General features: G+C 73.7%; 15 protein-coding genes and 1 riboswitch. Of the genes, 8 read left to right on the top strand and 7 right to left on the bottom strand.

Annotated features, from left to right (window positions below; genetic code table 11):
• Positions 1-48: 48 nt before the first annotated feature.
• Positions 49-1,458: a M1 family metallopeptidase gene (locus C0216_RS28915; RefSeq protein ID WP_114058081.1), complete on the top strand. Its 1,410-nt coding sequence runs from the start codon at positions 49-51 to the stop codon at positions 1,456-1,458.
• A gap of 175 nt (positions 1,459-1,633) precedes the next feature.
• Here C0216_RS28915 and C0216_RS28910 read toward each other — a convergent pair whose 3' ends face one another.
• Entirely contained in the window at positions 1,634-2,209 is a 576-nt protein-coding gene (locus C0216_RS28910) for a TerD family protein (protein WP_114058080.1), read from the bottom strand.
• 204 nt (positions 2,210-2,413) lie between these two features.
• On the opposite strand from C0216_RS28910, the gene arfB reads away from it, so the two are divergent.
• Entirely contained in the window at positions 2,414-2,839 is a 426-nt protein-coding gene (gene arfB, locus C0216_RS28905; protein ID WP_114058079.1) for an alternative ribosome rescue aminoacyl-tRNA hydrolase ArfB, read from the top strand.
• 35 nt (positions 2,840-2,874) lie between these two features.
• Here the strand turns inward: arfB and C0216_RS28900 are convergent, their stop codons facing one another.
• Entirely contained in the window at positions 2,875-3,444 is a 570-nt protein-coding gene (locus C0216_RS28900; RefSeq protein ID WP_114058078.1) for a flavin reductase family protein, read from the bottom strand.
• A gap of 319 nt (positions 3,445-3,763) precedes the next feature.
• Here C0216_RS28900 and cdgB point away from each other — a divergent pair, with 319 nt between their 5' ends.
• On the top strand, positions 3,764-5,452 hold the full coding sequence (gene cdgB / locus C0216_RS28895; protein WP_114058077.1) for a diguanylate cyclase CdgB: 1,689 nt from the start codon (positions 3,764-3,766) through the stop codon (positions 5,450-5,452).
• A 68-nt stretch (positions 5,453-5,520) separates the two neighbouring features.
• Positions 5,521-6,552, top strand: a complete 1,032-nt coding sequence (locus tag C0216_RS28890; RefSeq protein WP_114058076.1) for a CBM35 domain-containing protein — start codon at positions 5,521-5,523, stop codon at positions 6,550-6,552.
• A 72-nt stretch (positions 6,553-6,624) separates the two neighbouring features.
• On the opposite strand, the gene C0216_RS28885 is transcribed toward C0216_RS28890, so the two are convergent.
• From C0216_RS28885 to C0216_RS28875, 3 genes are all read right to left on the bottom strand, one after another.
• On the bottom strand, positions 6,625-7,542 hold the full coding sequence (locus C0216_RS28885) for a 1-phosphofructokinase family hexose kinase (protein ID WP_114058075.1): 918 nt from the start codon (positions 7,540-7,542) through the stop codon (positions 6,625-6,627).
• 117 nt (positions 7,543-7,659) lie between these two features.
• Positions 7,660-8,820, bottom strand: coding sequence for an N-acetylglucosamine-6-phosphate deacetylase (nagA, locus tag C0216_RS28880; protein WP_114058074.1), 1,161 nt, complete (start codon positions 8,818-8,820; stop codon positions 7,660-7,662).
• Entirely contained in the window at positions 8,820-9,752 is a 933-nt protein-coding gene (locus C0216_RS28875) for an ROK family protein (protein WP_114058073.1), read from the bottom strand. The genes nagA and C0216_RS28875 overlap by 1 nt, the downstream gene beginning before the upstream one ends.
• Before the next feature lie 164 nt (positions 9,753-9,916).
• Between C0216_RS28875 and C0216_RS28870 the strand changes: the two genes are divergently transcribed.
• The 3 genes from C0216_RS28870 to otsB all read left to right on the top strand — a co-directional run bounded on the left by C0216_RS28870 (position 9,917) and on the right by otsB (position 12,440).
• Positions 9,917-11,218, top strand: coding sequence for an extracellular solute-binding protein (locus C0216_RS28870; protein WP_114058072.1), 1,302 nt, complete (start codon positions 9,917-9,919; stop codon positions 11,216-11,218).
• 85 nt (positions 11,219-11,303) lie between these two features.
• The gene (locus C0216_RS28865) at positions 11,304-11,540 is read left to right on the top strand and encodes a DUF3263 domain-containing protein (protein ID WP_114058071.1); all 237 of its coding nucleotides are present in this window, start codon (positions 11,304-11,306) and stop codon (positions 11,538-11,540) included.
• Between the two features lie 57 nt (positions 11,541-11,597).
• On the top strand, positions 11,598-12,440 hold the full coding sequence (gene otsB, locus C0216_RS28860; RefSeq protein WP_114058070.1) for a trehalose-phosphatase: 843 nt from the start codon (positions 11,598-11,600) through the stop codon (positions 12,438-12,440).
• A gap of 312 nt (positions 12,441-12,752) precedes the next feature.
• Here the strand turns inward: otsB and C0216_RS28855 are convergent, their stop codons facing one another.
• Entirely contained in the window at positions 12,753-14,213 is a 1,461-nt protein-coding gene (locus C0216_RS28855; protein ID WP_114058069.1) for an alpha,alpha-trehalose-phosphate synthase (UDP-forming), read from the bottom strand.
• Positions 14,214-14,276: 63 nt separating this feature from the next.
• Positions 14,277-15,254 carry a glucosyl-3-phosphoglycerate synthase gene (locus tag C0216_RS28850; RefSeq protein WP_114058068.1) on the bottom strand — a complete coding sequence of 326 codons (978 nt, stop codon included), beginning with the start codon at positions 15,252-15,254 and terminating at the stop codon, positions 14,277-14,279.
• A gap of 185 nt (positions 15,255-15,439) precedes the next feature.
• A riboswitch (SAM riboswitch) is annotated at positions 15,440-15,593 on the top strand.
• A gap of 18 nt (positions 15,594-15,611) precedes the next feature.
• Between C0216_RS28850 and thrC the strand changes: the two genes are divergently transcribed.
• Entirely contained in the window at positions 15,612-16,916 is a 1,305-nt protein-coding gene (gene thrC, locus C0216_RS28845) for a threonine synthase (protein WP_114058067.1), read from the top strand.
• Positions 16,917-16,964 lie beyond the last annotated feature (48 nt).

Below are 16,964 nucleotides of genomic sequence, written 5' to 3'. Positions count from 1 at the left end.
CGGCCGAATCGGACCGTTGCGCACATACAACCCCATAAGATCGTGACTGTGGATACCCGTACGCTCTCCCGTCTCGCCGTCCTGGCCTCCGCCGCGCTCCTCGTCGCGGGGACGGGGTGTACGGCGGAGACGGTGCAGGGCCGGCCGGGCGCGTCGGGGCTGCGGGACGCGTACTTCCCGAAGGCGGGCAACGGCGGGTACCAGGTGGAGCACTACGGGCTGGACCTGGGCTACGACCCGGCGGACGGGGTGCTGCGCGGCCGCGCGGTGATCACGGCGCGGGCGGAGCAGGGGCTGAGCTCGTTCAACCTGGACTTCAGCGGGCTGAAGGTGGAGCGGGTCGCGGTGCAGGGCGCCGGGGCCCGGTTCAACCGGACGGGCACGGAGCTGACGGTGCGGCCGGCCGACGACCTGGCGGCGGGCGAGGTGTTCCGCACCGAGGTCGTCTACAGCGGCAGGCCGAAGCCGCACAAGGACCCGGACGGTTCCACGGAGGGCTGGATCCGCCTGGACGGCGGGGCGGTCGCGGTGGGTGAGCCGGTCGGGTCGATGACGTGGTTCCCGGGGAACCACCACCCCAGCGACAAGGCCGCCTACGACGTGGTGCTGATCGTTCCGAAGGGGTACGAGGCCGTCTCGAACGGCCGGCTGCGCTCGCGTACGGACACCGGCGACGGGCGGACGGCGTTCGCGTGGCACAGCCCGGAGCCGGTGGCGAGCTACCTGGTCACGGCCGCGGTCGGCACGTTCAGGGTGACGGAGGGGCGGACGCCCTCCGGGGTGCCGCTGTACTCCGCGGTCGCTCCCGGCGAGGAGGCGCAGAGCGCGCCCGCGCTGGGGCGGCTGGCGGAGATGACGGAGTGGGGCGCGGCGCGGTTCGGGCCGTACCCGTTCTCGGCGGGCGGTGCGATCGTGCTGCCGGCGGGGAGCCTGGAGTACGCGCTGGAGACGCAGACGCGGCCGGTGTTCCCGGGCGCGCCGACGGAGGACCTGGTGCTGCACGAGCTGGCGCACCAGTGGTTCGGGAACTCGGTCTCGCCGGCGTCGTGGAAGGACATGTGGCTGAACGAGGGGTTCGCCACGTACGCGGAGTGGCTGTGGGCGGAGGACCACGGCGGGCCGACCGCCGAGCAGCGCTTCGACGCGTTCCTGGCCGGTGACACCGCGGTGGACCCTGCGGCGGACTCCGACTGGGACGCGTTCGCGCCGGCGTCCCCGCCCGGGCCGGAGGACATCTCCGGGAATCCGGTCTACCACCGGGGCGCGATGGTGCTGCACCGGATCCGGCAGGAGGCGGGCGATGCGGCGTTCTCGGCGCTGCTGCGCGGCTGGGCGGCCGAGCGGCGGCACGGGAACGCGAGCACCGCGGACTTCACCGCGTACGCCGAGAAGCAGACGGGGCTGGACCTGCGGCAGGTGTGGGACGTGTGGCTGTACGGCAAGGACAGCCCCCGCTGACCACAGCGCCCCGCCCGGGCGCCCGGCGCCCCCGCCCCCGGACCCCTCCCCGGACGGCCGGGAGGGGGCCGGAGCGGTGACCGCGGCCGCCGGGGCGGGGCCCGGAAGTCCGGAGATCCGGAGATCCGGAGATCCGGGGGAGCCGCCCCGCGCCGTGGTCCGGTGCGCGGCGGACTCAGACGTTGACGCCGAAGTCCTGGGCGATGCCGGCGAGGCCGGAGGCGTATCCCTGGCCGACCGCGCGGAACTTCCACTCGGCGCCGTTGCGGTAGAGCTCGCCGAAGACCATGGCGGTCTCGGTGGCCGCGTCCTCGGAGAGGTCGTAGCGGGCGATCTCGGCGCCGCCGGCCTGGTTCACGACGCGGATGTACGCGTTGCGGACCTGGCCGAAGTTCTGGCTGCGGGACTCGGCGTCGTAGATCGAGACCGGGAAGACGATCTTGTCGACGTCGGCCGGGAGGGCGGCCAGGTTGACGTTGATCGCCTCGTCGTCGCCGGCGCCCTCACCGGTGCGGTTGTCACCGGTGTGGACGATGCTCTGGTCCGGGGTGGACTTGTTGTTGAAGAAGACGAAGTGGCCGTCCGAGACGACCTTGCCCATCGCGTTGACCGCGATGGCCGAGGCGTCGAGGTCGAAGTCGACACCGGTCGTCGTCCGGACGTCCCAGCCGAGGCCGACCGTGACGGCGCTGAGGCCGGGGGCCTCCTTGGTGAGCGAGACGTTGCCGCCCTTGGACAGGCTTACTGCCATTGTGACTGGTGTCCCTTCCTCGTCGCTGACCGCTGGATGTGCGGTCAAGGTACCGCTGTCCTTCATAACGCGGCGAGGTGCCCCGCAGGTTCCGGTACGGCCGTCCGGGTTCCGGCGCGTCGCCGGCCGCGGGTCCGGCGCGCGGGCGCAGGAGGCCCGGAAATACGGGTGACGGGGGCCGGGCGGGGGCGGGATCATGGGGTCATGCCTGGTCCCCATGTCATCCGCGGCTCCGTCGTGCTCCCCGAGGCGGAGCTCTCGTGGCGGTTCTCGCGTTCCTCCGGGCCGGGCGGGCAGCACGTGAACACCTCGGACTCGCGCGTCGAGCTGCTCTTCGACCTCGCCGCGTCGAAGGCACTGCCGGAGGTGTGGAAGGAGCGGGCCCTGGAGCGGCTCGCGTCCCGCCTGGTCGACGGGGTCCTGTCCGTACGCGCCTCCGAGCACCGCTCGCAGCTGCGCAACCGGGAGATGGCGCTGGTCCGGATGGCGTCCCTGCTCGCGGAGGCGACCGCACCGCCGCCGAAGCCGCGCCGTGCGACGAAGATCCCGAAGGGGATCAACGAGCGGCGGCTGCGGGAGAAGAAGGCCCGCGCCGAGACCAAGCGGGGCCGCTCGGGCCGCGACTGGTAGCAGCCGGAGCGCCCACCGGCCCGCCCGCCTCGTCTTCAGGGCGCCAGGTGCCGGTACCGCCCGCGGAAATACGCCAGCGGCGCGCCGTCCGGCGCGGGGCACCGGGCCGCGAGGACGCGCCCCACGACGAGCGTGTGGTCGCCGGCCGCGACCCGGTTCTCGGTGCGGCACTCCAGCGTGGCCAGGGCGTCCGTCAGCAGCGGCGACCCCGACAGCTCGCCGCGCTCCCAGGGCAGGTCGGCGAAGAGCAGCCGGTCGCTGATGCGGCCCTTCATCGAGAAGCGGCTCGCGACCTGGACCTGGTGGTCGGCGAGGACGGAGACCGCCCACAGCGGCTGCTCGGCCAGCAGGTCGTCCATCCGCGAGCCCTCGCGCACGCTGACCAGCACCAGCGGCGGGTCCAGCGAGACCGACACGAAGGCGGTGGCGGTCATGCCGACGTCCTCCCCGGGCGGCCCGCCCGGCGCGAGCGGCGGCTCGTGGGAGGTGATCAGGCAGACGCCCGCGGCCAGTCTGCTCATCGCGGCGCGGAACTCGTCGTGGCTCACCCCCTCAGGATGCGGGGTGGCGGCGGGCGGCGCGGGCAGGGGAGTCGTCTTCAGCACGTCCGGAACGCTAGTCTCGCCCTCCCACGGCGCACATCGGGCCCCGGGCCGAACCGGCCCCGGACCCTTGGCCTAGGCCCGGCCCTGCCCGGGCGTGCCGGGCGCCGCCGCCGGAAGGAGAAGGGGGGAGTGCTGCGCCGCTGCGGCAGCCGTAACCGGACGCCTGCGGTCATCTCATGTGACTTGAGTCACAGACGGCAAGATTTGTTGACCCTGTGTACCTGCCGCACAGCTCACTGTGATTCAGTGGTCGGGACACCGCAACGAAACGCCGATGACAAAACTGGAGTTGCTGTCGAGGTCTCGGGGAGAGCGAGCGATGGAGACCGAGTCAGAGCCGTACGTCCGTCTTGCGACCCTGCGGCAGCTGCACCGGGTGGTGGCCGAGCTCAACACGGCCAGGAGTCTGGCCGACACCCTGCAGACCGTCGTCGACGGCATCGTCACCGGCCTCGGCTACCAGCTCGCCTGTGTCAACCTCGTCCGCCCCGACGGTGACCTCGTCGTCGCCGCGTTCGCCGGCGACCCCGCGGCGGAAGCGCTCATCACCGGCCGCGTCGGCTCCCGCAGCTCCTGGGAGCGCCGCCTGACGATGGGTGAGAACTGGGACGGCCTGCGCTTCATCCCGCACACCGAGGGCTGGATCCTGCTGGAGGACGACGTCCCCCAGTGGCACACCGACGGCCCGGACCCCCGCTTCGAGGACGAGTGGCACCCCGAGGACCGGCTCTACGCGCCGATGTACGCCTCCGGCGGCGAGCTCCTCGGCGTGATCTCCGTCGACCGGCCGCGCAACGGCCGCCGCCCCGGCGCGTGGGGCCGCGAGGCCCTGCAGATGTACGCCTTCCAGGCCGCCATCGCGATCAGCAACGCCCGGCTCCGCGCGAACATGCAGCGCGCCCTCGTCCGCCTGGAGCGCGAGCAGCAGGCGCTGCGCGCCAGCGAGGAGTCGTTCCGGCAGGCCTTCGAGTACGCGCCCAGCGGCATGGCCATCGCCGAGATGGGCGGCGACCAGCACGGGCGGCTGCTGCGCACCAACGACGCCCTGTGCCGGCTGCTGGGCCGCCCCGCCTCCGTCCTGCGCCGGTACTCCTTCTCCGACCTCGTCCACCCCGAGGACATCGGCACCCTGCTGCGCACCTCGGCCGAGGGCGGCCGCGCCGAGCTGCGGCTCGGGCGGCGCGACGGCACGTACGTGTGGGTGTCGCTGCGCAACTCGGTCGTCGCGGACGCCGCGGACGGGCCGCGCTTCCTGCTGACCCACGTCGAGGACATCGAGGAGCGCAAGCGGCACGAGCTGCAGCTCGCCCACCGCGCCAGCCACGACTCGCTGACCGGGCTGCCCAACAGCGCGGAGCTGCGCGCGCGGCTCTCCTCACGGCTGTGCCGCATGCCGCAGGCGGTCCGCGCGGGCGCGGTGGAGGCCCTCGACGCCGCGTACGAGGGCGGCGGGGCCTTCGCCGACGCGGCGGTCGGGCCCGGCGGGGGGTCCGCGTACCGGCACGAGGGGTACCCGGAGCCGTTCGAGCTGGGCGCTCCCGGCGCGGGGACCGGCCCGTACGACCACCATGTGCACGCGGTGGCGCCGGCCTCCGAGGTGGACGACGGCACGAAGGGGCTCGCCGTCCTGTTCTGCGACCTCGACGGCTTCAAGTCGATCAACGACCGGTTCGGGCACCACACCGGCGACGCCGTCCTGATCGAGGTGGCCCGCCGCCTCACGACAGGCGTCCGGGACGGCGACACCGTCGCCCGGCTGGGCGGCGACGAGTTCGTCGTCCTCGCCGACGGCCTGGGCGCCGCGGACGCCGCCGACCTCGCCGTACGGCTGCGGAACGCGATCATCCCGCCGATCCGCGTGGACGGCCGCGCCGTCCGTGTCGGAGCGAGTTTCGGCATCGGCTGGGCCAGCTGCGGAATGTCCGCCGACGAGGTCCTGCGCTCCGCCGACCAGCGCATGTACATCGAGAAGCGGTCCCGGTCCAAGGCACACCGCCGGGCCGGCTGACCCCGTCGGCCGCCCGTGGGTGCACGTGTTCGGGGTAGGCTCCCGGGGGTCGAAAGGAGTGACCTGCGATGACGACGCCCGCGAACAACGGCCCGAACGGCGGGGCGAACAAGCCCGAGGACGACGACCCGTTCGGCTACCTCTACGCGGACGGCCAGGCTGCCGGAGCATCCCCGCCCCCGCCGGGCGGCGGCTACAGCTACCCCGGCCCGACGGTCGGCGGCCAGCCCGGCGTCCCCCGCACCTCCTACAACCAGGTGCGCACGGTCGGCGAGCGGACCTATGGCGGCCAGCGCGCCGTCCCCCAGCAGCAGCCGCCGGGCTACCAGGCCCAGTACCAGGCCCCGGAGACCCTCCAGGCGGGCGGCTACGCACCGCCGCAGCAGCCGACGACGGCGATGCCGCCGCAGGGAGGCGGTTCGGGCGGCCGTTCCGCGCGCGGCGGCGGGCGCGGCGGCAGCAGTTCGAGCCGGCGCGGCATGCTCATCGCGGCGGTCGCCGTGGTCGCAGCGGTCGCGATCGGCATCGGCGCCGCCCTGACCTTCGGCGACACGGGTGACAAGAACACCGCCGACAAGGGCGGCACCCAGAACCAGCCGCAGCCGCCGCAGCCGCAGAACTCCGGCGGGTCGGAGGCCCCGAGCCCCTCGGCCTCCCCCGACGTGCAACTGCCGAAGGGCGACGCCGCGGGCGCGGGCATGGCCCTGACCGGCGGCGCCCTGCTGCAGAACGCGGTGCCCGGCGGGAAGGGGGCCGGCGGCCAGTACGTCGGCAACTTCAACCAGACCGGTGCGGCGCTGACCTGGACCGCGGACATCGCGAACGGCGGGGACTACACGCTGTTCGTGAACTACGCGGTGCCCGGCAAGGACGCGAAGGTCACTCTGACGGTCAACGGCCAGACCCCGACGCAGTCCCTGAACCTGGCCAACTTCGCCAAGGCCGACGCCGGCGCCTGGGACAAGGGCTGGACGCGCACCTACGCGTTCATCAAGCTCAACAAGGGCACCAACACGATGAAGATCTCGTGCGAGGCCGGCAACCAGTGCGAGGCCATCTTCGACCAGCTGTCGCTGGGCCATGGCTGGGGCAAGCGCTGACCCACCACCCGGGGCCGGCCCCGGCGCGCATGTAGCAGCCGTCAGCCGCACTGCATCCGCGTTGACGAGCACTCAACCACCGGTGACGCAAACCTTTCTGCGCAGCTCCTCGTACGTGCAGGGGTCGAACTCCCCCGCCGCCGGAGCGAGGACCGTCGCTGCGGACAGGGCCACCGCGCGGCTCAGGCGGGACGGCCAGTCCAGGCCCTCGACCAGGCCCGACAGGAGGCCCGCCACCGCCGAGTCGCCCGCGCCCGTCGGGTTTCCCGACAAGGGGCGGGGCGGGGCCGCCTGCCAGGTGCCCTCCGGGGTGGTGGCCAGGAGGCCCTGCGGGCCCAGTGAGGTGACCACTGCGTGGGCGCCGCGGCGGCGGGCGTCGCGGCCGGCCTGGACCGGTTCGCGGGAGCCGGTGAGTTCGGCGACCTCGGCGGCGTTCGGCTTGACCATGTCGGGGCGGGCCGCGATGCCGCGGCGCAGGGCTTCGCCGCTGGTGTCCAGCAGGACGGGGACGCCGGCCGCGCGGGCCGCCCGTACGAGGACCGCGTACGCCCCGACCGGCACGCCCGGCGGCAGGCTGCCGCACAGGGCCACCGCCTCGGCGCCGGCGAGCAGGGCCCCGTACCGCTCCGTGAACTCCGCCCACTCCCCGGAGCCGATCACCGGTCCCGGTTCGTTGAACTGCGTGGTGTCGCCGGACGATTCGTCGACGACGGCCAGGGTGCGGCGTGTCGGGCCCGCGCAGGGGACCAGGGCGTCCGTCAGGCCGGGGCAGTCGGCCAGCAGTTCGCGGACGGCGGCGCCGGTGCGGCCCCCGGCGAAGCCCGTTGCGGTCACCGGCCGGCCGAGCGCGGCCAGGACGCGGGCGACGTTGAGGCCCTTGCCGCCGGGCCGCTCGGTGACGGCGGCGGCGCGGTGGGTGGCGTGCGGGATCAGCCTGGGCACGCGGTGGGTGACGTCGAGTGCGGTGTTCAGCGTCACGGTCAGGATCATGGTTCTTCAGGTCCCGGTCTCGGTGTGTGCCGGGATCATGTCAAACACGGGGCGGACGGCCCAGTCCCGCGGGCCGTCCGCCGTCCGCCGGTGCCGCCGAACCCCCCGATCGGCGGCTCAGCCCTGCAGGGCCGGGGGCCTGACGACCCATTCGCCGCGCCGCATGACGCCCTTCAGGTCGAACGCGGCGTCCAGGACGACCAGGTCGGCGTACTTTCCGGGCTCCAGGGAGCCCACCTCGTCGTACAGCCCGAGGAGTTTGGCCGGGTTGGCGGAGATCGCCTGGACGACGGACTCGACGGGCAGCCGGTCCAGGGTGACCGACCGCTTGAAGGCGGTGTCCAGGGTGAGGGTGGAGCCGGCGATGGAGCCGCCCTCGACGAGGCGGGCCACGCCGTCCTTCACCTCGACCTCCAGCGGCCCCAGGTGGTAGGTGCCGTCGCCGAAGCCGGCCGCGTCCATCGCGTCGGTGATCAGGGCGACGCGGTGGGCGCCCGCGTGGTGGAAGGCCAGTTCCAGCATGGCCGGGTGGAGGTGGGTGCCGTCGTTGATGAGCTCGACGGTGACCCGCTCGTCCTCCAGCAGGGCGGCGATCGGGCCGGGCGCGCGGTGCTCCATGCCGGGCATGGCGTTGTACAGGTGGGTGGCGACGGTCGCGCCCGCGTCGATGGCCTGGCGGGTCTGGTCGTACGTGGAGTCGGTGTGCCCAATCGCGGCGATCACCCCGTGCTCGGCGAGGAGGCGTACGGAGTCCAGGCCGCCCGGCAGCTCGGTCGCGAGGGTGAACATGCGGGCCGCGCCGTGGGCGGCGTCGACGAGCTTGCGGACCTCGGCCGGGTCGGGGTCGCGCAGCAGCTCCGCCTTGTGCGCGCCCCTGCGGCAGGAGTTGATGAACGGGCCCTCGAAGTGGATGCCGGCGATCTCGCCCTGCTGGGTGAGCTCGGCGAGGAGCCCGGCGCGGCGGGCCAGTTCGTCGAGGGCGCCGGTGACGGTGGAGGCCACCAGGGTGGTCGTGCCGTGCTCGCGGTGGGTGCGTACGCCGCGGAGGACCTCCTCGGCGGTGCCGGAGGTGAAGGAGGCGCCGCCGCCGCCGTGGTTGTGCATGTCGACGAAGCCGGGGACGAGCCAGTGCCCCGAGAGGTCGGCGACGGAGGCGTCCTCGCGTGCGCTGCCGGCGATGCGGTCGCCCTCGACGATGACGCGGCCGCCCGCCACGATCCCGGTGGGCAGCACCACCCGTGCGCCGGAGAGAACGGTGCTGTGTGCGCTTCCGGACATCAGGCAGGTACCTCCGTGGCGAGTAGGTCCCAGGCGAGCAGGCCTGCGCCCAGGCATCCGGCGGTGTCCCCGAGGGCAGCCGGCACGATGTGGGGCAGCCGCTGGAACGTCACGCGCTCCTCGACGGCCGCGCGGAGCGGTGTGAACAGGACTTCCCCCGCCTCGGCGAGCCCGCCGCCGATGATCAGGGTGCGGGGGTCCAGCAGGGTGATCGCGGTGACGAGGCCGTCGGCGAGGGCGTCGACCGCCTCCTGCCAGATGCGGCGGGCCGCGGCCTCGCCGGCCGCGACGGCGCGCGCGCAGTCGGCGGCGTCGGCGCCGGGGTCGCCGCAGGCGGCGGCCCAGGCGCGGCTGACGGCGGAGGCGGAGGCCAGGGTCTCCAGGCAGCCGCGCTGCCCGCAGCCGCAGGCGGGGCCGCCCGGGCGGACCACGATGTGGCCGATCTCGCCCGCGTAGCCGTGGGCGCCGGCCTCGATGCGGCCGGCGATGCCGATGGCTCCGGCGATGCCGGTTCCGAGGGGGACGAACAGGAAGCGGTCGGCGCCGCGCCCGGCCCCGATGCGGCCCTCGGCGAGGCCGCCCGTGCGCACGTCGTGGCCGAGGGCCACGGGGAGGGAGCCCAGCCGGGCACCGAGGAGGGTGCGCAGCGGTACGTCGCGCCAGCCGAGGTTGGCGGCGTACACGGCGGTCCCGGTGTCGGCGTCCACGATGCCGGGGACGGCGACGCCGGCCGCGACGGCGGCCGCCCCGAAGCGCTCGCGGCCCAGCGCGTGCAGGTCGGCGGCGAAGTCCAGGATCGTCGCGACGACGGCCTCCGGGCCGCGGTCGCGGCCGGTGGCACGGCGCGCCTGGTGCAGCAGGGTGCCGTCCTCGGCGATGAGGGCGGCCTTCATCCCGGTGCCGCCCACATCGAGGGCGATGACGTGTTTCACGGGTTTCACGGGTGACAGTCTCGCTCGCTTCGACGGGAAAGGTCTAGTCCATTGGAGGGGATTGTTGAGCTGCCATACAAATTCCGGCCACCAGCCGTGCCCGAATGTGGACCAGCGGCCAAAGTGGTGTAGACCTTACGTGGATCGTACGTACAACCTGGGGTGTGTCGAGAACTGTGAAGGGCCGTTACCTGAGCCTGGCCGCAACCGGAGCCGCACTGAGCCTGGCGGTGACGCTGACCGGTTGCGGAAGCCTCGTCGGGGACAACGAGGTGACCCTGCGGGTCGTGGCGGCCGACTACGGGGACAATCCCCAGAACTCCTCGGCCGCCTACTGGAAGGACCTCGCCGCCGGCTTCGAGAAGACCCACCCCGGCGTCAAGGTCGAGGTCAGCGTCTACTCCTGGTCCGAGGTCGACGCCAAGGTCGCGGCCATGGTCAAGGAGGGCAAGGCCCCCGACATCGCACAGATCGGCGCCTACGCCGACTACGCCGCCGCCGGGAAGCTCCACACCACCGACGAGCTGCTGTCCGTCCAGACCGAGGCCGACTTCCTCGCGCCCCTCGCCGAGGCCGGCAAGGTACGCCGCACCCAGTACGGCATGCCCTTCGTCGCCAGCACCCGCCTGCTCTTCTACAACGAGAAGCTCCTCGCCGACGCCGGAGTCATCCCCAAGGACGGCAGGACGCCGTGGCAGCCCAAGAGCTGGGCCGACCTGGAGGCCGCCGCCAAGAAGCTGAAGGCCGCCGGCGTGCCGACGCCGTTCGCGCTGCCGCTCGGCCGCGAGGAGGCACAGGCCGAGACGATGATGTGGATGCTGTCGGGCGGGGGCGGCTACACCGACAACGAAGAGGCCTACGCGATCGACTCCGCGGAGAACGTCAGGACCTTCGAGTTCCTGCGCGACAAGATGGTCGGCCAGGGCCTGACCGGCGCCGCCGAACCCGGCAAGACCGACCGGCAGGCCGCCTTCGACGCGTTCACGCGCGGTGAGGTCGGCATGCTCAACGGCCACCCCACCCTGATCAAGCAGGCAGCCGAGAAGGGTGTGAAGTTCGGCATGGTGCCGCTGCCGACCGCCGACGGCACCCCGCAGCCGGCCATGGGCGTCGCCGACTGGATCATGGCGTTCAAGAACGGCCACCGCGTGGAGTCCGGGAAGTTCCTCGACTGGGTGTACGACTCGAAGAACGTGACGGCCTTCACCCGCAAGTACGACCTCCTCCCCCCCACCACCAGCGGCTTCCGCGCGATGGAAGCGGCGAACGGCGGCGCCACCGCCCAGCTGAAGCCCTTCCTCCAGGCCCTGCCGAACTCCCGCCTGTACCCGGTCGGCAAGAACTCCTGGGCCGCGGTGAGCGAGAGCGTCAAGCAGAACATCGGCAGGGCGGTCCAGCCGGGGGCGCAGCCGGCGAAGGTGCTGGAGGAGATCGCGGTCCGGGCCCGCGCGGAGGACAAGCGCTGAGCGGCGCGCATCGTCTCCGCCCCCGGCACCCACCCCGAGCTTGGCGGCCCCGGTGGGTGTCGGAGGGCGGCGTTAATCTGGCCGTATGACGGACGAAGAGCAGCTCACGGCCGCCGAAGCCGCTGTGCTCGCCTTCGAGGGGCGGGCCTGGCCCGGGCCGGGCGCGAAGGAGCGCGCGATACGGGAGGGGCTGGGGATGACCCCGGTCCGCTACTACCAGCTGCTCAACGCGCTGATGGACGACCCGCGCGCCCTCGCGCACGCCCCCGGCACGGTCAACCGCCTCCGCCGCATCCGCGACGCGCGCCGAGCCCGCCGCTGACGGCGCCCCCCGGGGGCGCCGTAGCCGTTGTCCCGGTCGGCCGTTAGGGTCGTCCGTATGGGGAGCCATCCGCACGACCTGCCGATGCCCGTCACCGCCGCCGGCCGCGAGGGACTCGCGGCCCTGCTCGGCGACCCGCGCCGCAGCGTGGTCGCCCTCGACTTCGACGGCACACTCGCCGACATCGTCCCCGACCCCGACCAGGCCCGCGCCCACCCCGACGCCGTCCCGGCGCTCGCCGCCCTCGCCCCGCGCGTCGGCTCCGTCGCCGTCGTCACCGGCCGGCCGGCGGGCGTCGCCGTGCGCCTCGGGGGCTTCGCCGGGGTCGCCGGGCTGGAGCACCTGGTGGTGCTCGGGCACTACGGGGCCGAGCGGTGGGACGCCGTCAGCGGCAGCGTCCACGCCCCGGCCGAACACCCCGGCGTCGCCGCCGTACGGGCCGAACTGCCCGGGTTCCTGCACTCCGTCGGCGCCTGGCACGGCACCTGGATCGAGGAGAAGGGCCGCGCCCTCGCCGTCCACACCCGGCGCGCCGAGGACCCGGCCGCGGCGTTCGCCGCCCTGCGCGGGCCGCTCGCCGAGCTGGCCGCCCGGCACGGGCTCATCGTCGAGCCGGGGCGGGCCGTGCTGGAGCTGCGGCCTCCGGGGATGGACAAGGGCGTCGCCCTGACGGAGTACCTCGCGGAGACGGGCGCCGAGACGGTGCTGTACGCCGGGGACGACCTCGGCGACCTCGCCGCGTACGCGGCCGTCGAGAAGAGGCGGGCCGAGGGGCTGCCGGGGCTGCTGGTGTGCAGCGGCTCGGAGGAGGTGCCGGAGCTCGCGGCGCGGGCCGACCTGGTCCTCCCCGGCCCCGCCGCGGTCACGGCCTTCCTGGCGGCCCTGGCCACCGCCCTCTAGCAGGCCCGCCTGCGGCCCCTTCCGGGGCTCCGCCCCGAACCCCGCGCCTCAAGCGCCGGCGGGGCTGGGTGTGGCGGGCGTGATCAGCCTCGCCGGCGTTTGAGGCGCGGGGGTGTGGGGGCGGAGCCCCCGCAAGGGGTCCGGGCGCAGCCCGGTTTCGGGAAGGGGCGGGGAGGGGACCGCTCCGCGCAGCGGCCCACCGCCCCCGTGCCGGCGCCCCCCGACCACCGCCCCGGGGCCACCCGGTGCCCCGTCCGGGCCGGGGGCCGGAGGCCGGGGCCGGGCCGGGGCCGCGGCTCGGGGACCCGGGGCTCAGTTCGGCACGGCGCGGAGCGCCGTCAGCTGCGTGGTGAACCAGGCCGCGGGCGGCAGGGACGTCGCGGCCGTGGCCAGGCGCTTCGTGCGGGCCGCACGATCCTCCGCCGGCATCGTCAGGGCGGCGTGCAGGGCCTCCGCCGTCGCCGAGACGTCGTACGGGTTCACCGTCAGCGCGTCCGCGCGGAGTTCGCCGTACGCGCCCGCCCCCGTCGACAGGACCAGCGCGCAGCCGGCCTCCGAGATGACGGGGATCTCCTTCGCGACGAGGTTCATGCCGTCGCGGACCGGGTTGACGAGGGCGACGTCCGCCATGCGGTAGAGCGCGAGCGAGCGGGCGAAGTCGTCCTGGACGGACAGGAGTACCGGCTCCCAGGCGGGCGTGCCGTACTCCGCGTTGATCTCCGCCGCCAGGTCGCGGACCGCCTGCGTGTACGCCCGGTACTCGGGGAGGTCCTGCCGGGACGGGTACGCGGACGCGAGGTGGACGACGCGGCCGTGCCATTCGGGCCGGGTCGCCAGGAGCTCCCGGTAGGCCAGCAGGCCGCGGACGATGTTCTTGGACAGTTCCGTGCGGTCCACGCGGACGATCGTCCTGCGGTCGCCGATCGCGGCCCGCAGCTCGGCGAGCCGCTCGTCGACCTCGGGCCGGCCGGCGAGCCGCCGCAGTTCGTCGGCGTCGACGCCGAGGGGGAAGACCGCCACGTCGGTGCGGAGGTGCCGTACGGGGCTGTTGGGGTTCTTCGCGACGTACCGTTCGCCGTCCGTGCCCGACGGCATGCCCGGCTCGGCGGTGCCCCGCGCGTCGTCGAGGCGGGCGGAGCCGAGGAAGGAGTGCGCCCATGCCCAGGTGTGGAAGCCCAGCAGGTCGGCGCCGAGCATGCCCCACAGCAGGTCGGTGCGGATGTCGTCGGGGAGCATCTGCAGGAACTCGTGTGACGCCCACGGGGTGTGCGTGAAGTGGGCGATGCGCAGGTCGGGGCGGAGTTCGCGGAGCATCCCGGGGACGAGGGCGAGGTGGTAGTCCTGTACGAGCACGCAGGCGCCCCGGCCGGCCTCCTCCGCGAGGGCTTCGGCGAAGGCCCGGTTGTAGGCGGTGTACGCCCCCCACTGGCGGCGGAAGGCGGCGTCGAAGACGGGGGTGCGCGGGATGTCGTACAGGTGGTGGTGGGTGAACCAGAGGACGGAGTTGGCGATGCCGTTGTACGCGGCGTTGTAGGTGTCCGGATCGATGTCCAGCATCCGGACGCCGGGCTCGGCGACGCCGCGGCGGACGGCCTCGCGGTCGCCCGGTGAGAGGGCGGCGCAGATCCAGAGCGCGCCCGGCTGTTCGGCCAGGGCGGCCGACAGTCCGGAGACGAGGCCGCCTCCGCCGCGGCGGGCACCGAGGGTGCCGTCGGAGTCGAGGTCGTAGGAGAGCGGACCGCGGTTCGCGGCGACGAGTACCTGGGAAGCCATGCGGCGAACCTAGCCCGGCCCGCGCCCGCTCAAACGTCCGGTTTCACCCATGTTCGCCTGCCGTCACGCCACGCGTCGGACCGCGTACTCCTCGATGTCGGCCATCGGCGGCCGTTCCTCGGTGTCCACGGGGTGGGTGCGCGGCTCGAAGCCGTGCGGCCCGCGCTCGAACTGGGTCAGCGCCGGCCGCAGCCGGGGGTGCCCCCAGCGGTGGCCGGGGGAGTGCCCGCGGGAGAGCCGCAGCTCCGCGGTGCGGTAGATCGCGGCGGCCATCCGGCCCAGCGCCTGCCCGTCCTGGTGCCGGTGGAGCCGTACGCCGACGTCGACCTGGGCGAGCGCGTCGAGCCCGACGGTGTGCAGCGCGTCGACGAGGAGGCCCAGCTCGACGCCGTAGCCGACGGGGAACGGCAGCCGCTCCAGCAGGCTGCGGCGGACGGCGTACTCGCCGCCGAGGGGCTGGACGAAGCCGGCGAGCCGCGGCCAGTGCAGGTTGAGCAGGGGGCGGGCGACGAGCTCGGTGACGCGGCCGCCCTGGCCGGGGGCGTCGCCGAGGGGGCGGTCGTACATGGCCTTGACGAACTGGACGTCCGGCTCGGTCAGCAGCGGGCCGACGATGCCGGTGACGAACGCGGCGGAGAAGTCGCGCAGGTCGGCGTCGACGAAGCAGACGACGTCCCCGGAGGTGGCCAGCAGTGAGCGCCACAGCACCTCGCCCTTGCCGGGGACGGCCGGGATGCGGGGCAGGATGTCGTCGCGGTGGACGACGGTGGCGCCGGCCTTCGCGGCGACCTCGGCAGTGCGGTCGGCGGACCCGGAGTCGACGACGACCAGCTCGTCGACGAGCGGGTACGGCAGTCCGTCGACGAGTTCGCGCCGGATGACCTCGACGATGTCGCCGACGGTCGCCTCCTCGTCGAGGGCGGGCAGGACGACACTGACCGTGGTGCCGGCCGCGCGTTTGGCGGCCAGCAGCTGGTCGAGCGGCCGGTCGGCCACGGACCAGGAGCGGTCCGCGAGCCAGCGCTCCACCTCTTCCAGCACGTTCGGCTCTCCCTGCTTCCCTCGGCCGGTCCGGCCGAAAAGTGATCCATCTCGCGCTTCGGACGGCTGTCTCAACCGCTCGGAGCTTCGGTTACAGTCTTGAACAACGCGAAGGGCCGCCGCATGCCGGGGGTCCTTCCGACAAATGCCGGGGTGCGCCGTCGAGCGCGCGCCCCGCGCCATACCGCTCATCCAGAGGGGCAGAGGGACACGGCCCGTTGAAGCCCCGGCAACCCTCCAGTCGGTTTCCCGCCACTGCGCGCAGCAGCAGCGAGGTCCCCGGCTAGGGAAGGTGCCAATTCCGTCTCATGGCGAAGTGCGCCATGGGGAAGATGAGGAGAAAGGGCCTCGCCGATCATGGCTGCACAGACCGTTGCCGTACCTTCCGCCGGAACCTCCGCTTCTGCGTCCTCCGTGGACCTCGGCCCCGCGGCCGGGCTCTCCTGTCGCGAGTGCGGCACCCGCTTCGAGCTCGGACCCATCTTCGCCTGCGCCGAGTGCTTCGGGCCCCTCGAAGTCGCGTACGAGCTGCCGGCCGGCGACCCGGAGGCGCTGCGCGCGGCGATCGAGGCCGGCCCGCACAACATCTGGCGCTACGCCCCGCTGCTGCCCGTCCCCACGGACGTGGCCTCCAAGCCGAGCCTGAACCCGGGCTTCACCAAGCTCGTCGACGCCGAGAACCTGGCCAAGGAGCTGGGCGTCACCGGCAAGCTGTACGTCAAGGACGACTCCGGCAACCCGACGCACTCCTTCAAGGACCGCGTCGTCGCGATCGCGGTCGAGGCCGCCCGCGCCTTCGGCTTCACCACCCTGTCCTGCTCCTCCACGGGCAACCTGGCCGGCGCCGTCGGCGCCGCCGCGGCGCGCGCCGGCTTCCGCTCCTGCGTGTTCATCCCGCACGACCTGGAGCAGGGCAAGGTCGTCATGGCCGGCGTGTACGGCGGCGACCTCGTCGGCATCGAGGGCAACTACGACGACGTGAACCGCTTCTGCTCCGAGCTCATCGGAGACCCGCTGGGCGAGGGCTGGGGCTTCGTCAACGTCAACCTGCGCCCCTACTACGGCGAGGGCTCGAAGACGCTGGCGTACGAGATCTGCGAGCAGCTCGGCTGGCGGCTGCCCGACCAGATCGTGGTGCCGATCGCCTCCGGCTCCCAGCTCACCAAGATCGACAAGGGTCTGCAGGAGCTCGTGAAGCTGGGCCTGGTCGAGGACCGGCCGTACAAGATCTTCGGTGCGCAGGCCGAGGGCTGCTCCCCGGTGTCGACCGCGTTCAAGGCCGGCCACGACGTGGTCCGCCCGCAGAAGCCGAACACGATCGCGAAGTCCCTCGCGATCGGCAACCCGGCGGACGGACCGTACGTGCTGGACATCGCGCGCCGCACCGGAGGCTACGTCGAGGACGTCACGGACGAGCAGGTCGTCGAGGCCATCAGGATCCTGGCCCGGACCGAGGGCATCTTCGCGGAGACCGCGGGCGGCGTGACCGTCGGCGTGACGAAGAAGCTGATCGAGAACGGGCAGCTCGACCCCTCGCTGACCACCGTCGTCCTCAACACCGGCGACGGCCTGAAGACCCTGGAGGCGGTGGCCGCGGACAGCGGGCAGACCGCCGTGATCCGCCCGAGCCTGGACGCGTTCCGCGCCGCCGGCCTGGCCTGACCCTCCCCTGCACCCCGCTGCACCCCGCGCCCGGAAAGGCAGAAGCGC

Source organism: Streptomyces globosus, assembly GCF_003325375.1.
GTDB classification, from domain to species: Bacteria; Actinomycetota; Actinomycetes; order Streptomycetales; family Streptomycetaceae; genus Streptomyces; species Streptomyces globosus_A.
The sequence above is the reverse complement of the archived record's forward strand: the minus strand, read 5'-3'. Positions and strand labels throughout refer to the sequence as shown.

What these genes read in the sequence shown, in the direction of transcription:
- arfB (WP_114058079.1), top strand. Translation starts at nt 2,414, where the DNA reads ATGCCTGGTCCCCATGTCATCCGCGGCTCCGTCGTGCTCCCCGAGGCG.
- C0216_RS28885 (WP_114058075.1), bottom strand. Translation starts at nt 7,542, where the DNA reads ATGATCCTGACCGTGACGCTGAACACCGCACTCGACGTCACCCACCGC.
- C0216_RS28890 (WP_114058076.1), top strand. Translation starts at nt 5,521, where the DNA reads ATGACGACGCCCGCGAACAACGGCCCGAACGGCGGGGCGAACAAGCCC.
- C0216_RS28855 (WP_114058069.1), bottom strand. Translation starts at nt 14,213, where the DNA reads ATGGCTTCCCAGGTACTCGTCGCCGCGAACCGCGGTCCGCTCTCCTAC.
- otsB (WP_114058070.1), top strand. Translation starts at nt 11,598, where the DNA reads ATGGGGAGCCATCCGCACGACCTGCCGATGCCCGTCACCGCCGCCGGC.
- C0216_RS28865 (WP_114058071.1), top strand. Translation starts at nt 11,304, where the DNA reads ATGACGGACGAAGAGCAGCTCACGGCCGCCGAAGCCGCTGTGCTCGCC.
- nagA (WP_114058074.1), bottom strand. Translation starts at nt 8,820, where the DNA reads ATGTCCGGAAGCGCACACAGCACCGTTCTCTCCGGCGCACGGGTGGTG.
- C0216_RS28910 (WP_114058080.1), bottom strand. Translation starts at nt 2,209, where the DNA reads ATGGCAGTAAGCCTGTCCAAGGGCGGCAACGTCTCGCTCACCAAGGAG.
- cdgB (WP_114058077.1), top strand. Translation starts at nt 3,764, where the DNA reads ATGGAGACCGAGTCAGAGCCGTACGTCCGTCTTGCGACCCTGCGGCAG.
- thrC (WP_114058067.1), top strand. Translation starts at nt 15,612, where the DNA reads ATGGCTGCACAGACCGTTGCCGTACCTTCCGCCGGAACCTCCGCTTCT.